Consider the following 14,617-nt stretch of genomic DNA (forward strand, 5'->3'; position numbering starts at 1 on the left):
TACGAAAATCTTACCTTATTAATGCTATTTAACGTGTTTAATTGGCTTGTTCGGACAAAAACTTGATTCTAACGAGTCGAATTTCGTCTTCTGTGTAATCTTCACCCAACTCGTCCTGAGCTGTGTCCAAGTCGTCTGTTTCACTCTCCATGAAGTAGTCGTAAATGTCGTCTACATGATCGTCATCTATCACTTCTTCTATGAAATAATCGATATTCAACTTGGTTCCGCTATACACGATAGCCTCTATCTCATCCAAGAGTACAGAGAAATCCAAACCCTTAGCCTCAGCCAGGTCGTCAAGAGCTATCTGACGGTCGATGGACTGGATGATAAACACCTTGAGCATGGACTTCTTGGCAACGGTTCTCACCCGCAGCTCCTCGGCCCGTTCGATATCGTGCTCCTCACAATATTTCTTGATCAGGGTATAGAACTCCTTGCCGTATCTCTTAGCCTTTCCGGCACCCACGCCCTGGATATTCTGCAATTCCTGAATATCTACCGGATACATGGTAGCCATCTGTTCCAGGGAAATATCCTGGAAGATGACGTATGGAGGCAGATGATGCTTCTTGGCAACAGTCTTGCGCAAATCCTTCAGCATGTTGTACAATGCAGGATCAAGCGCACCTGTTCCACCCTCATGAGTGGTCTCTACATAATCATCCTTAAACTCCTTGTCGGCAACAATCATGAAAGACTGAGGATTGCTGATATAGCGCTTACCGGCAGCTGTCAATTTAAGAAGTCCGTAATTCTCGACATCCTTCTTGAGAAAACCTGCAATCAAAGCCTGGCGGATGACCGGATTCCACAACTTGGCATCCATATCCTCGCCGGAGCCAAACTCATCCAGTTCGTCATGCTTATGGGATACGATATCGTCAGTACCCCTACCTTTCACGAAATCAATAATATATTCCTGTCGGAAATTCTCCTTCACTGCCTTGACAGCCTTCAGGACAACAAGCAGGTTATCCTTAGCCTCCACCTTTTCAGTAGGATGGAGACAGTTGTCGCAGTTATGGCAATTTTCCTCACCGTATTCCTCACCAAAATAATGGAGCAGCATCTTACGGCGACAAACGGATGATTCGGCATAGGCAGCAGTCTCCTGCAACAGCTGTCTACCGATATCCTGTTCTGCCACCGGCTTATTTTCCATAAACTTCTCCAGCTTTCTCAAGTCCTTTCTACAATAGAAAGCAATACAGATGCCTTCACCGCCATCACGTCCGGCACGTCCAGTCTCCTGATAATATCCCTCGAGACTCTTAGGAATATCATAGTGGATGACAAAACGCACATCCGGCTTGTCAATACCCATACCGAAGGCAATGGTGGCAACGATGACATCAATCTTCTCCATCAGGAAGTCATCCTGAGTCTGGGAACGGGTAGCAGAATCAAGGCCCGCATGATAAGGCGCAGCCTTGATTTCATTGGCCTTCAAAACCTCAGCCAACTCCTCAACCTTCTTACGGGAAAGACAATAGATGATGCCGCTCTTACCAGGATGCTGACGGATAAACTTGATGATCTGGCGGTCAACATCATTGGTTTTCTGGCGCACTTCATAATACAGATTAGGTCTGTTGAACGAGCTTTTATACTCCAATGCATCCAGAATACCCAGATTCTTCTTGATATCCGTGCGCACCTTGTCGGTAGCCGTAGCAGTAAGAGCAATGACCGGAGCCTGCCCAATCTCGTTAACAATAGGACGGATACGACGATACTCAGGGCGGAAATCATGTCCCCACTCAGAAATACAATGAGCCTCATCTACAGCATAGAAGGAAATCTTGATGGTCTTCAGGAACTCCACGTTATCCTCCTTTGTCAAGGACTCCGGAGCCACATAAAGCAATTTCGTTTTACCTGACAAGATATCACTCTTGACCTTCTCTATTGCAGACTTATTCAATGAAGAGTTAAGATAATGTGCCACACCATCACTCTCGCTCAAGCCATTGATAACATCCACCTGATTCTTCATCAGGGCTATCAATGGAGAAATCACGATAGCTGTACCTTCCATAATCAAGGAAGGTAATTGATAACACAAGCTTTTGCCACCACCAGTAGGCATCAATACAAAAATGTCATGGCCCTCCATCAGATTCCTGATGATTGCCTCCTGATCACCTTTAAACGAATCGAAACCAAAGTAGTGCTTCAACTGTCCTGTTAGACTAACCTGTTCTGTCATATCCACCTAATATTATTTTCTCATTTTATGTCTTATGGTAATTAGAAATCAGCTGGGGGAAGAATCCCCCAACCAACTTATGCAGATTCCATCTGTCCGAGATGAGCCTTGTCGAGCTGAGCCTTGGCATACTCCAAGGTAACCTCGAAAGACTTTACTTTCTTAGAAGGAATCTCAAACATGGCGTCCATCATCACAGCCTCCACGATGGAGCGAAGTCCTCTGGCACCCAATTTATATTCTACGGCCTTATCAACCAAGTAGTCAAAAGTCTCTTCCGTGAAAGACAGCTTGATGCCATCCATCTCGAAGAGTTTGATATACTGCTTGACAATAGAATTCTTCGGCTCAACCAATATCTTACGCAAAGCCTCTCTATCCAGAGGATTGAGATAAGTAAGTACAGGCAGACGACCGATAATTTCCGGTATCAAGCCAAAAGACTTCAAGTCTTGAGGCAAGATATACTTCATCAAGTCAGCCTTGTCAATCTTAGCCACATTCTGTACGGAATTATATCCCACCACATGGGTATTGAGACGCTGTGCTATCTTGCGCTCGATACCATCGAAGGCACCACCGCAGATAAACAGGATGTTCTTGGTATCTACATGGATATAATCCTGGTCAGGATGCTTTCTTCCACCCTTTGGCGGCACATTAACCATGGTACCTTCCAAAAGTTTAAGAAGGCCCTGCTGCACACCCTCGCCACTTACATCACGGGTGATGGAAGGGTTATCGCTCTTACGGGCAATCTTATCAATCTCATCAATAAAGACGATGCCTCTCTGGGCAGCCTCTACATTATAATCAGAAACCTGGAGCAAGCGGGACAAGATACTTTCCACATCCTCACCAACATAACCAGCCTCTGTAAAAACAGTAGCATCAACGATGGTAAAAGGCACATCCAGCAACTTGGCTATGGTACGAGCCAACAGGGTTTTACCAGTACCTGTACTTCCCACCATAATAATATTGCTCTTTTCAATCTCAACACCATCATCGCTGACAGGCTGCTGCAATCTCTTATAATGATTGTAAACAGCCACAGCCATACTGCGCTTAGCCTGATCCTGACCAATGATGTATTCATCCAGATACTCCTTGATTTCCATTGGCTTTGGAACCTTTTTCAATGCGAACTTTTCACCCGCATCCTGCTGGTGCATGACTCCAGTAGACTCAACAATTTCATAAGCCTGCTGAGCACAATTCTCACAAATGTAGCCATCTACACCCGTGATGAGCAATTTTACTTCATTTTCGCCTCTTCCACAGAAGCTACAAACTTTCTTCTTTGGCATATTATTTATTACTTACGTATCAACACGTTATCAATCATACCATACTCCTTAGCCTCCTCGGCAGTCATCCAGTAGTTACGGTCGCTGTCAGCATAAACCTTGTCGTATGGAGTATGAGAGTGCTCAGAAATAATGGTATAGAGTTCTTTCTTCATCTTCAGAATTTCGCGAGCCTCTATTTCTATATCAGATGCCTGACCCTGAACACCACCCAATGGCTGATGAATCATCACACGGCTATGAGGCAAGGCAGAACGCTTTCCCTCCTGACCAGACACCAACAGCACAGCAGCCATAGATGCAGCCATACCGGTACAGATGGTAGCTACATCGCTGGTGATAAACTGCATGGTATCATAAATACCCAGACCTGCAGTGACACTACCTCCAGGACTGTTGAGATAGATAGAAATATCCTGAGTACTATCTACAGAGTCCAGATAAAGCAACTGTGCCTGAAGCGTATTGGCTGTATAATCATCAATCTCAGTACCAAGGAAGATGATACGGTCCATCATCAAACGTGAGAACACATCCATCTGGGTAACGTTCAACTGGCGCTCCTCCAGGATGTAAGGATTCAAATACTTTGCCTGAGCATTCATTACGTCATCAAGCACCATACCGTTCATACCAAGATGCTTGGTAGCATATTTTCTAAAATCGTTCATATCTAATTACTTTTTTCTTCAAAATTAAGAACAAAAAACGAGGTTATCGACCTCATTATCCCGTTCGGTGGAACAAAGATAATAAAAAAAGTCGATAACCTCGTAATTATTTGAAGTTTTTTTTCTAAAAAATGTTATTCCTGCATCATCTTGTTGAAATCCTCTACAGAAATCTCTTTTTCGTTGAGTTTTACAGCCTTCTTAAGAGCCTCAGCCAACTTGCGATCGATAGAACGATCTACCAATGCATCAACAGACTCACCCTTCTTGAGAATCTCGTTTGCATAGTTCTCGATATACTCCTCAGGAATGTTGGTCATACCATACTGAGCGAACTGAGCACGAGCAGCTTCCTTAGCTGTCTCCTTGATGTCCTCATCGTTCACCTTGATCTCCTGAGCCTGGATGAGCTGCTCCTTGATGAGGTGCCATGTCAACTCCTTGATGCTCTGCTCGTAGTTCTTCTCTACGAACTCCTCGCCCTTATCCTTGTTGTTAGCCAACATGATACGCTTCAAGAGTGCGTCTGGGTATGTCAACTCACCAACCTTCTTCTCGCAGTGCTCACGAACGTCAAGGATGAACTTGTAGTCAGAGTCGTTAACCAACTGCTCCTGCAAGCCCTCAGCAATCTTAGCACGGAAAGCAGCCTCGTCCTTCACGTCAGTATCCTCACCGAGAACCTGCTTGAAGAGCTCCTCGTTAACCTCGTGCTTCTTGAAACGCTGGATCTCTGTGATCTGGAAGCTGAACTCAGACTCCAAGTCAGCTACAGCCTCACGCTCAATCTTCAAGAGTGAAGAAACCTCAGTATCGTTCTCTGGGTAAGCCTTCTTAGGGTTGAATGTGATTACATCACCAAGCTTAGCATCGTTGAAGAGATTCTTCTGCTCCTCTACCTTGATGTAGCTAGGCATCAGGATAGCGCCCTCTACAGTGATACCACCTTCCTTGGTGTTACCATTCTCGTCGAGCTCACGGATATCACCCTTCAACAGGTCGTTCTCCTCATACTTCTCACCCTTCTCGTAGCTACCTGCACGCTGAGCGTACATCTCTACCTGCTGGTCGAGGATCTTATCGTCAACCTTGATGTTATAGTAATCTACCTTGTCGCGACCGTTGAGAGTTACCTTGAACTCAGGTGCAACAGCGATATCAAACATAAATGTGAATGTAGTACCATTCTCCAAGTCAGCTGGCTCCTGCTTCTCTGATGGGAGAGGCTCACCGAGCATCTGAATCTTGTTTTCCTGTACGTACTTGTAAATCTCCTGGCCTACGATCTTGTTGATAGCCTCCATCTTTACAGAAGGACCAAACTGGCGCTTAATCATACCCATAGGAGCCTGACCAGGACGGAAACCTGGAACGTTAGCCTTTTTACGGTAGTCTTTCAAGGTCTTCTCAACCTCATTCTTGTAGTCCTCTTCCTCTACTACGAGAGTCAAAAGACCATTAATCTTGTCAGGATTTTCAAATGAAACTTTCATCTTGATTTTTTATTTTTATTATTATTAATTATTTCTCTTTCAATTGGTTTAGGCATTCCAAGCAGTTGTTGGGGTGAGTCCTCCACACAATCGGCTTGCAAAATTACGCATTTTTAATGGATATACCTAATATATAATAGAAAAAATTTGTTTTTTTAACCTTATTCACTCTCTTCACGCACTTTTTTCTGCTCATCAAGCAGTTGGAAGTCCTTCTTGCGGAGTACAAAGCTGGTGGTAAGATACTTCTCCTTCACCGTTTTATTCTCTGCCAACTCCTCTGGAGTGCCCTGAAAAAGGATGCGACCTTCAAAGAGAAGATAGGCGCGATCGGTAATGGTAAGCGTCTCATCCACATTGTGGTCGGTAATGAGAATACCGATATTGCGATACTTCAATTTCCACACAATATGCTGGATCTCTTCTACCTGAATAGGGTCGACACCGGCAAACGGCTCATCGAGCATGATAAACTTAGGATCGTTTGCCAGACAGCGGGCTATCTCTACACGACGGCGCTCACCTCCAGAGAGTTGGTCACCCAAGTTCTTACGCACCTTCTGCAAATCAAAATCCTTGATGAGACTCTCCAACTTAGCCTTCTGGTAATCGCGTGGCTTGCCGGTCATCTCGAGTACAGACATAATATTGTCTTCAACACTCATCTTACGGAATACGCTGGCTTCCTGAGGCAGATAGCCGATACCCGCACGGGCTCTCTTATAAACAGGATAACTGGTTATCTCCTGATCACCCAAATATACATGTCCCTCATTAGGTACCACCAGTCCGGTTGTCATATAGAAAGACGTGGTCTTACCAGCACCATTCGGTCCCAGCAAACCCACAATTTCACCTTGCTTTACATTGATGGAAACTCCATTGGCAACTGTTCGCTTGCCATAACGTTTCACCAAGCCTTCGGTTCTCAGCACCAAACCTTCTTGGTTTGCAGGCTGATCTATATTCATATTTTCATCCATAATTAGCTAATTTGGTTGCAAAAATACTAAAAAACATGGAAATAACGGTTATAAATTCAAAAACTATTCACAATATTGCAGTTTTTTAGAGGATTTTGGTTAATTTTGCACCATAATTTAATAAGAAACGGCTCATTTCTTGGATAATTGAGCCATCAAAAGCATAATTGATTGACATGATAATAGAAAAATGGCTTACCACCTTCGGTAAATATCTGATTCTGATGGGACGCTCATTCTCTCGACCTGAGCGAATGCGCATGTTCCTCAAACAGTATATCAAGGAAATGCAGCAACTGGGTGTCGATTCCATCGGTATCGTCCTCCTCATCTCGTTCTTCATCGGTGCGGTAATCTGTATCCAGATGAAGCTCAACATCCAGAGTCCATGGATGCCCCGATGGGTATCGGGCTACACCACCCGCGAGATTATGCTCCTCGAGTTCTCTTCCAGCATCATGTGTCTGATTCTCGCCGGAAAGGTGGGGTCCAACATCGCTTCTGAGTTGGGCACCATGCGAGTAACCCAGCAGATTGACGCACTCGACATCATGGGTGTCAACTCGGCATGCTATCTCATCCTGCCAAAGATTCTCGGTCTGGTTACCATCATGCCGTTCCTGGTTATCTTCAGCTCGGGAATGGGTATCATCGGAGCGTATGGAACTGCGTATATCGGACATATCCTGCCACCGGATGATCTCACACTGGGTCTCCAGCATTCCTTCAACCAATGGTTTGTGTGGATGAGTATCATCAAGAGTCTCTTCTTCGCATTCATCATAGCGAGTGTTTCCTCCTACTTCGGATACACAGTAGAGGGTGGTTCGGTAGAAGTAGGTAAATCCTCAACCGATGCCGTTGTCAGTTCCAGCGTACTGATTCTGTTCTCTGACGTATTTCTCACTCAAATCCTTTCATAATCATGATAGAAGTAAAAAATCTAACGAAATCATTCGGCGACAAGACCGTACTCGATCATATCAGCGTACAGTTTGAAACGGGTAAGACCAACCTGATCATCGGTCAGAGCGGTTCCGGAAAGACTGTATTGATGAAGAACCTCGTTGGACTCCTGGAACCTACCAGCGGACAGGTGCTCTACGACGGTCGCGACTTTGTAAACATGAGTAAGAAAGAAAAGGTGTTGATGCGCAGAGAGATGGGAATGATTTTCCAAAGTGCAGCCCTCTTTGATTCGCTCAACGTATTAGAGAACGTGATGTTTCCATTAGATATGTTTTCAAACAAGACCTATAGAGAACGCGTTAAACGAGCACAGGAATGTCTTGACAGAGTAAACCTGATAGAAGCTCAACAGAAATATCCTGGAGAAATTTCTGGCGGTATGCAGAAACGTGTGGCCATTGCACGTGCTATCGTCATGAATCCTAAATATCTTTTCTGTGATGAGCCGAACTCTGGTCTGGACCCTAAGACTTCGCTTGTTATCGATGAGTTACTCTCTGGCATCACCAAGGAGTTTAACATGACTACCATCATCAATACACACGACATGAATTCCGTGATGGGCATTGGTGAAAATATCTGTTTCATCTACCAAGGTCAGAAAGAATGGCAAGGAAACAAAACCCAGGTGATGAGCTCAACCAACGAAAAACTAAATGATCTCGTCTTTGCTTCTGATCTGTTCCGCAAGGTCAAGGAAGTGGAAATGAAAAATAACAAATAAGCATGATTCCTTATGAAAAAAGCTCTTGGCCTTAAACAGGTCAAGAGCTTTTTTTAATGAGCTTATAAAAAATCAAATTATCTCATTTTCCATTCGCCCTTTACTTCAATCATCGGAACAATAATCTGTTCCTTGGTACTGTCACCGTAAGATATCCGCAGAAAGACATCGGCTACATGACGGGCGGTATCAGCCTTGGCACTCAGAATATCCACCTTACTCATGCCCTTGTGTTCATCCTGCTGTTGCTCTACATACATTTGGGCATTCAGTAACAACTGGTCATGATAACCTTTAGGAATACGATAAGGTTGATTGAAACCTGCAACATACTCCTCATATTTACCCTCTAAAAGTAAGTCATAATACCCCTTTGCGGCGATGCCGGCAAAGTAAGAAGGGTCAGGACGCTCCTCCTTGCAGGAAGAAAGTCCTAACCCCATACTTATTATCATAAAAATCAAAAGTTTCTTCATCTTGATTCTTCACACTTCATTCTTCACTTCAATTCTACTTCTGACGAATGAAAACATTGATTGGACAACCATGCAATGACCAGTTGTCACGAATCTTGTTCTCCAGGAAGCGGCGATAGTTCTCCTTTACATACTGTGGCAAGTTGGCATAGAACACGAACGATGGAATCGTGGTGTTAGGCAACTGGGTGCAGTACTTAATCTTGATGTACTTACCCTTCACGCTCTGAGGAGGATAAGCCTCGATGATAGGCAACATCACCTCATTAAGCTTGGAAGTACCGATATGAATCTTGCGGTTCTGGTAAACCTCCTTGGCTGTTTCCAATACACGGAAGATGCGCTGCTTGGTCAATGCAGAAGCAAAGATGATAGGGAAATCCACGAATGGAGCCATACGATTGCGGATGGCATTCTCAAAGGTATCAATCACCTTCTGGTTCTTCTCCTCTACCAGGTCCCACTTGTTCACTACTACCACCAGACTCTTGTTGTTCTTCTGGATCAACTGGAAGATATTCATATCCTGGGTCTCGATACCACGGGTTGCATCAAGCATAAGGATGCAGACATCACTGTTCTCAATGGCACGGATGGAACGCATCACAGAATAGAACTCCAAATCCTCACTCACCTTGTTCTTACGGCGGATACCAGCTGTATCTACCAGGTAGAAATCGAAGCCGAACTTGTCGTAACGGGTATAGATACTGTCACGGGTAGTACCTGCAATCTCGGTAACGATGTTTCTATCTTCACCGATGAAGGCATTGATAATACTGCTCTTGCCGGCATTAGGACGGCCTACCACAGCGAAACGAGGGATGTCTTCCTCGATGGCTTCCTCAGGATTATCCTGCAGTTTGTCTAATATGATGTCGAGCAAGTCACCCGTACCGCCACCTGTTGCAGCACTGATGCACTGAGGGTCGCCCAATCCCAACTTGTAGAATTCGGCAGCCTGATAGTATTCAGCACTGTTGTCCACCTTGTTTGCCACAAGGATTACAGGCAGTTTGGCACGACGCAAGATCAGGGCTACATCCTCATCCCAGTCGGTCAAACCGGTGTTAACATCTACCAGGAAGAGTACCAGGTCGGCCTCCTCGGTAGCTACCAACACCTGCTTGCGGATAGCATCCTCGAAAATGTCATCTGATTTTACGACCCATCCACCGGTATCCACCACAGAGAATTCTCTGCCGTTCCAGCTGCACTTACCATACTGACGGTCACGTGTAGTACCTGCCGTATCGCTCACGATAGCGCGGCGAGATTGAGTCAAACGATTGAATAAAGTAGATTTACCCACGTTAGGGCGACCTACGATTGCTACTAAATTTGCCATAATAAGTCATTCAGCCTCCTTCCTTTGAGGAGGTATTCAAGGATGTGGTCTCTGCATCCAAGTTAATAATTTGCCGAAGCTGACCTTGCTCCGGCCCTCGCCCCTCTGGCGAGAGTCACTCCCTCGATTACATTCAGGGAGGGGAAGTTGATATTAGTTATTAGTGATTAGAACTGTGCTAATCATTAATCACTAATCACTATCAATTATTCCGGATTATATCCGAAGGCGTCGAGTTCTCGCTGCGAACTGCGCCAGTCTTTATCAACCTTTACAAAGGTTTCCAGGAAAATCTTCTTGCCGAAGAATTTTTCCAAAGCCTTGCGGCTTTCAGTATTCACCTTCTTGAGCGCCACACCCTGGTGACCAATGATGATGCCCTTCTGGGAATCACGCTCCACGTAGATGACGGCATTGATGTGGATACGGGTGTCATCTTCCTTGAATCGCTCCACCCTCACCTCTACGGCATAAGGAATCTCCTTATCATAATAGAGAAGTATCTTTTCTCGAATGATTTCCGAAACGAAGAAGCGGGCTGGCTTGTCGGTAAGCTGATCCTTGTCGAAGAACGCAGGCGACTCAGGCAGCAGTTCCTTGATGCGCTTCAAGAGCATATCCACGCCAAACTTGTTTTTCGCAGAGATAGGAAGAATCTCAGCATTCGGCAAGAGCGAATGCCACTTCTCTACAATGTCACCCAGTTTCTTCGGGTCGCTCTGGTCAATTTTGTTGATGAGCAGGAGCACCGGAATCTTCATCTTCTTGACCTTTTCCAGGAAGTCGATGTTCTTCTCAGGGTTCTCAATCACATCGGTCACATAAAGCAACACGTCGGCATCCGCCAGCGCACTCTCAGAGAAAGCGAGCATCATCTCCTGCATCTTGTAGTTTGGCTTCAAGACGCCAGGGGTATCCGAAAACACGATTTGCATATCATCGGTATTCACGATACCCATGATACGATGACGAGTGGTCTGCGCCTTGAAGGTAGCGATGCTGATACGCTCGCCCACCAACTGATTCATCAGCGTACTCTTACCCACATTAGGATTACCCACGATATTAACGAAACCTGCTTTATGCATACTGTAAAAATTGATTTTAAGCTAAATGTATAATGTGAAGCCTGAAATGGCTTTAAGCTAAAGAAACGCATCCTTGCTTATTCATTATATTATAGATGAAGTAAGAAAGATGCGTTTCCTTATATAGATAATTATTCTATCCTATTTTAATATGTCTTACTTGCCATAAGCAGCACCATCGTATGCCCACTTATAGAATGATGCACCGTGTACGAATCCTGCACCGAATGCTGTGAAGATGACGTTGTCGCCCTTCTTCAACTGGCTCTCTGCATCCCAGAGTGCCAATGGGATTGTTGCCGCACTGGTATTTCCATAATGGTCGATGTTAACTACCACCTTGTCAAGTGGAATTCCCGCACGCTTGGTCACAGCCTCGATGATACGGAGGTTGGCCTCGTGTGGAATCACCCAGTTCACATCTTCAGCCTTGAGATTGTTCATCTCCATAATCTTCATCACGTCGTTGCTCATGTCGGTTACTGCGTAACGGAACACGGTACGACCTTCCTGATAAAGATAATGCAAACGATGATCTACGGTGAAGTGTGAAGGAGGGCAGACAGAACCACCAGCCTTCATGTGGAGGAAAGGCAAGCCTTGTCCGTCGGTACGAAGGTATGAGTTCTGTACACCTACGTTCTCTTCCACTGTTGCCTCTACAAGAACTGCACCAGCACCATCTCCGAAGAGTACGCAAGTAGCGCGGTCTGTGTAGTCAACAAGTGAAGACATCTTATCAGCACCGATAACGATGATTTTCTTGTATCTACCACTCTGAATCATGCTAGCTGCAACATCCAGGGTGTACAAGAATCCACAGCAAGCTGCAGAGAAGTCGAATGCAAAAGCGTTCTTCAGTCCGAGCTTACCGAGGACGATAGATGCTGTAGAAGGGAACTTGTAGTCTGGTGTGGTGGTTGTCACAATCAGTGCATCGATTGTGTCTGGATCTACGCCAGTCTTCTGAATCAACTGCTTTGCAGCTTTACGAGCCAAGTAGCTGGTTCCGAGACCTTCCTCTGTGAGAATGCGACGTTCCTTGATACCTACACGTGTGGTAATCCACTCATCTGTAGTATCAACCATGCGTGACAACTCCTCGTTATTGAGGATATAGTCAGGAACGTATCCACCAACACCAGTGATTACAGCATTGATTTTACCCATTATTCAGCTGCTTCCTTAACGATTGCAACCTTACCACGATAGTAACCGCAAGTAGGGCAAACAGTGTGGTATACATAGTATGCACCACAGTTAGGGCAAACTGCCAATGTAGGAGCTACTGCCTTATCATGAGTTCTTCTCTTAAGTGTACGTGTCTTTGACTGTCTTCTTTTAGGATGTGCCATAATTTTTTAAATGTTTTAATTTTTGAATTTTACTTTTTTAATTTTAATAGAGCTGCCCAGCGTGGATCTACAGTTTCCTCTTCTTCCTCACCGCTTCGGGCGGCAGAATGCTGTTGAAGCATTTCAATCATAGCAGGGTTGCATTTTCCAGGTGCATGCACATGCTTGATGGGAATGTTGAGGTCTATAAATTCATAGATGAACCACGAGATATCGAGTATTCCTTCGTTCTCGGCCACAATCACGAGGTCATCTTCTTCTGAGTATTCTTCTCCGAACTTAACGACGAGTCTGTCATCGGTTTCAATATCTTGATCCATATCGTCCAGACAGATGTCGCATGGTATGTGTACCACTCCCTCTGTATGAAAATTGAGCTCGTAGAAATCGTCCGTCCTGTTAATGGACAGACTACTCTTCAGCTCGCCTCTCTGAATATCAGGAGCATCTATTGCCTGAAAGTATTCATCGTCTAGCTTGAACTCCAGATTTGTTACTCCCTGGGGCAAAGCTTTCAAATCAATCTTATAAGACTCTACATTACACATAATTCAATATATACCATATTGGTTTCGGGCTGCAAAGTTACAAATATTTTTTGAGATAAAATAATTTTTTATGTAAAAATCACTAAAATCTCTCATTATTAACCGATTATTGTCCGATAATTACCCTTTTTGAGGTAAAATATCGCCCTATTATTCCTTCTTCAGTTCTATTCTGAAGGTAGTTCCCTTACCAACCTCGCTACTTTTCACCCATATTTTTCCATGATGATATTCTTCTACAATCCTCTTGGCAAGTGAAAGTCCAAGGCCCCATCCTCGCTTCTTGGTGGTGAATCCCGGGCGAAATATATTCTTCAGATTTTTTTTCAGAATTCCCTTACCTGTATCTTCCACTTCAATAATCGCTTTATCCACCGTCTCGTCCACTCTCAGGATAATCATACCGCCATCAACGCCCATGGCATCCACTGCGTTCTTGGAAAGGTTCTCTATGACCCATTCAAAGAGCGAAGCATTCATCTTGACGATAATGTCATGTTCAGGAAAGATTTTCACCATCTTCACCTTCTTGGAAGTACGGTGGTCCATATAATCGATGACATGATCCATCACCTCATTCAGACTAGCCGGAACCGGTTCTGGAAGGGAACCTATCTTTGAGAATCTATCAGCAATCAATTGGAGTCTCCTGATGTCCTTTTCCATCTCGGGTATCAGATTATCGTCAGGATGATTCATCTTCAGGATTTCTAGCCAAGCCATCAAACTGGAAATAGGCGTACCTAACTGATGAGCCGTTTCCTTCGATAATCCTACCCATACCTTATTCTGTTCTGCTTTCTTGGAAGTAAGCAACGCAAAGATGGCGATAACCACAAATATCATCACCACTCCAAGCTGAATATAAGGATAAGCAGAAAGGCGACGAATCATCAATGATTCATCGTAGCATACTTGAATATAGTCATGAGTAGAGTCATCCAATTCTATCTTTATATTCTTCCCTTTTGACAAGAGTGATTTCCCCAGTATGGCAGCATTTCTTAAACTATCCTCATAATCCTTGCCTGTGACCTTGATATTACGGAAGGTCTGTGCCCGATTTTGAGAATCCATAACGATGACAGGAATCGAATTGTTCTCATTGATAACTTTAAGGACGAGATTCAGGTCGGTATTATCATCAGCCGTATTGAGGGAGCGCATGGCTTCCGCCCAAACCTCCATCCGGTTTCGCTCCTCCAGAGCCAGGTCACGGACGAGGAAATGGGATACAACGAGCGAGGCGACAGCAATCAATACCGCTGCTATCACCAGATAAATCTTCACCTGTCTTATCCTATCCGTCCAAATCATGCTGCAAAGATACAAAAAAAACACAAAAAAGCCTCAGAAATCTTTCGAAATCTGAGGCTTTGATAAAAGAAGGCGGCTACCTACTCTCCCGCATTGCATTGCAGTACCATCGGCGCAAGT

At 44.6% G+C, this 14,617-nt stretch carries 14 protein-coding genes; 2 read left to right on the plus strand and 12 right to left on the minus strand.

Features of this window, described 5'->3' with window-relative positions; translation table 11 throughout:
• Window positions 1-37: 37 nt before the first annotated feature.
• The 5 genes from recQ to lptB form a co-directional block, all read right to left on the minus strand.
• Window positions 38-2,215 carry a DNA helicase RecQ gene (gene recQ / locus F7D73_RS07510; RefSeq protein WP_153123588.1) on the minus strand — a complete coding sequence of 726 codons (2,178 nt, stop codon included), beginning with the start codon at window positions 2,213-2,215 and terminating at the stop codon, window positions 38-40.
• Between the two features lie 77 nt (window positions 2,216-2,292).
• Entirely contained in the window at window positions 2,293-3,525 is a 1,233-nt protein-coding gene (clpX, locus tag F7D73_RS07515; RefSeq protein WP_153123590.1) for an ATP-dependent Clp protease ATP-binding subunit ClpX, read from the minus strand.
• A gap of 8 nt (window positions 3,526-3,533) precedes the next feature.
• Window positions 3,534-4,196: an ATP-dependent Clp endopeptidase proteolytic subunit ClpP gene (gene clpP, locus F7D73_RS07520; protein ID WP_153123592.1), complete on the minus strand. Its 663-nt coding sequence runs from the start codon at window positions 4,194-4,196 to the stop codon at window positions 3,534-3,536.
• Between the two features lie 134 nt (window positions 4,197-4,330).
• Complete coding sequence (gene tig, locus F7D73_RS07525) at window positions 4,331-5,689, minus strand: trigger factor (protein ID WP_153123594.1); 1,359 nt, start codon at window positions 5,687-5,689, stop codon at window positions 4,331-4,333.
• A 161-nt stretch (window positions 5,690-5,850) separates the two neighbouring features.
• Complete coding sequence (gene lptB, locus F7D73_RS07530) at window positions 5,851-6,672, minus strand: LPS export ABC transporter ATP-binding protein (RefSeq protein WP_153123596.1); 822 nt, start codon at window positions 6,670-6,672, stop codon at window positions 5,851-5,853.
• 176 nt (window positions 6,673-6,848) lie between these two features.
• Between lptB and F7D73_RS07535 the strand changes: the two genes are divergently transcribed.
• Together F7D73_RS07535 and F7D73_RS07540 are read left to right on the plus strand one after the other, a co-directional pair.
• Window positions 6,849-7,595: an MlaE family ABC transporter permease gene (locus F7D73_RS07535; protein WP_153123598.1), complete on the plus strand. Its 747-nt coding sequence runs from the start codon at window positions 6,849-6,851 to the stop codon at window positions 7,593-7,595.
• Between the two features lie 2 nt (window positions 7,596-7,597).
• Window positions 7,598-8,365, plus strand: coding sequence for an ABC transporter ATP-binding protein (locus F7D73_RS07540; protein WP_153123600.1), 768 nt, complete (start codon window positions 7,598-7,600; stop codon window positions 8,363-8,365).
• 77 nt (window positions 8,366-8,442) lie between these two features.
• Here the strand turns inward: F7D73_RS07540 and F7D73_RS07545 are convergent, their stop codons facing one another.
• From F7D73_RS07545 to F7D73_RS07575, 7 genes are all read right to left on the minus strand, one after another.
• Entirely contained in the window at window positions 8,443-8,808 is a 366-nt protein-coding gene (locus F7D73_RS07545) for a hypothetical protein (RefSeq protein WP_228117665.1), read from the minus strand.
• A 67-nt stretch (window positions 8,809-8,875) separates the two neighbouring features.
• Window positions 8,876-10,189 carry a ribosome biogenesis GTPase Der gene (gene der / locus F7D73_RS07550; RefSeq protein ID WP_153123604.1) on the minus strand — a complete coding sequence of 438 codons (1,314 nt, stop codon included), beginning with the start codon at window positions 10,187-10,189 and terminating at the stop codon, window positions 8,876-8,878.
• A 206-nt stretch (window positions 10,190-10,395) separates the two neighbouring features.
• Complete coding sequence (era, locus tag F7D73_RS07555) at window positions 10,396-11,277, minus strand: GTPase Era (RefSeq protein ID WP_153123606.1); 882 nt, start codon at window positions 11,275-11,277, stop codon at window positions 10,396-10,398.
• 156 nt (window positions 11,278-11,433) lie between these two features.
• Window positions 11,434-12,447, minus strand: coding sequence for a beta-ketoacyl-ACP synthase III (locus F7D73_RS07560; protein ID WP_153123608.1), 1,014 nt, complete (start codon window positions 12,445-12,447; stop codon window positions 11,434-11,436).
• Window positions 12,447-12,632 carry a 50S ribosomal protein L32 gene (gene rpmF / locus F7D73_RS07565; RefSeq protein ID WP_006848356.1) on the minus strand — a complete coding sequence of 62 codons (186 nt, stop codon included), beginning with the start codon at window positions 12,630-12,632 and terminating at the stop codon, window positions 12,447-12,449. Before rpmF ends, F7D73_RS07560 begins: the two co-directional genes overlap by 1 nt.
• Window positions 12,633-12,661: 29 nt before the next feature.
• A complete protein-coding gene (locus F7D73_RS07570) occupies window positions 12,662-13,180 on the minus strand; it encodes a YceD family protein (RefSeq protein ID WP_153123610.1) in 519 nt (172 codons plus the stop codon).
• Window positions 13,181-13,330: 150 nt separating this feature from the next.
• Window positions 13,331-14,497, minus strand: a complete 1,167-nt coding sequence (locus F7D73_RS07575) for a sensor histidine kinase (protein ID WP_153123611.1) — start codon at window positions 14,495-14,497, stop codon at window positions 13,331-13,333.
• Between the last annotated feature and the right edge of the window lie 120 nt (window positions 14,498-14,617).

Source organism: Segatella copri, assembly GCF_009494395.1.
Taxonomy (GTDB): domain Bacteria; phylum Bacteroidota; class Bacteroidia; order Bacteroidales; family Bacteroidaceae; genus Prevotella.

Coding starts and splice junctions, on each gene's coding strand:
- recQ (WP_153123588.1), bottom strand. CDS start 2,215: ATGACAGAACAGGTTAGTCTAACAGGACAGTTGAAGCACTACTTTGGT.
- clpX (WP_153123590.1), bottom strand. CDS start 3,525: ATGCCAAAGAAGAAAGTTTGTAGCTTCTGTGGAAGAGGCGAAAATGAA.
- clpP (WP_153123592.1), bottom strand. CDS start 4,196: ATGAACGATTTTAGAAAATATGCTACCAAGCATCTTGGTATGAACGGT.
- tig (WP_153123594.1), bottom strand. CDS start 5,689: ATGAAAGTTTCATTTGAAAATCCTGACAAGATTAATGGTCTTTTGACT.
- lptB (WP_153123596.1), bottom strand. CDS start 6,672: ATGGATGAAAATATGAATATAGATCAGCCTGCAAACCAAGAAGGTTTG.
- F7D73_RS07535 (WP_153123598.1), top strand. CDS start 6,849: ATGATAATAGAAAAATGGCTTACCACCTTCGGTAAATATCTGATTCTG.
- F7D73_RS07540 (WP_153123600.1), top strand. CDS start 7,598: ATGATAGAAGTAAAAAATCTAACGAAATCATTCGGCGACAAGACCGTA.
- F7D73_RS07545 (WP_228117665.1), bottom strand. CDS start 8,808: ATGGGGTTAGGACTTTCTTCCTGCAAGGAGGAGCGTCCTGACCCTTCT.
- der (WP_153123604.1), bottom strand. CDS start 10,189: ATGGCAAATTTAGTAGCAATCGTAGGTCGCCCTAACGTGGGTAAATCT.
- era (WP_153123606.1), bottom strand. CDS start 11,277: ATGCATAAAGCAGGTTTCGTTAATATCGTGGGTAATCCTAATGTGGGT.
- F7D73_RS07560 (WP_153123608.1), bottom strand. CDS start 12,447: ATGGGTAAAATCAATGCTGTAATCACTGGTGTTGGTGGATACGTTCCT.
- rpmF (WP_006848356.1), bottom strand. CDS start 12,632: ATGGCACATCCTAAAAGAAGACAGTCAAAGACACGTACACTTAAGAGA.
- F7D73_RS07570 (WP_153123610.1), bottom strand. CDS start 13,180: ATGTGTAATGTAGAGTCTTATAAGATTGATTTGAAAGCTTTGCCCCAG.
- F7D73_RS07575 (WP_153123611.1), bottom strand. CDS start 14,497: ATGATTTGGACGGATAGGATAAGACAGGTGAAGATTTATCTGGTGATA.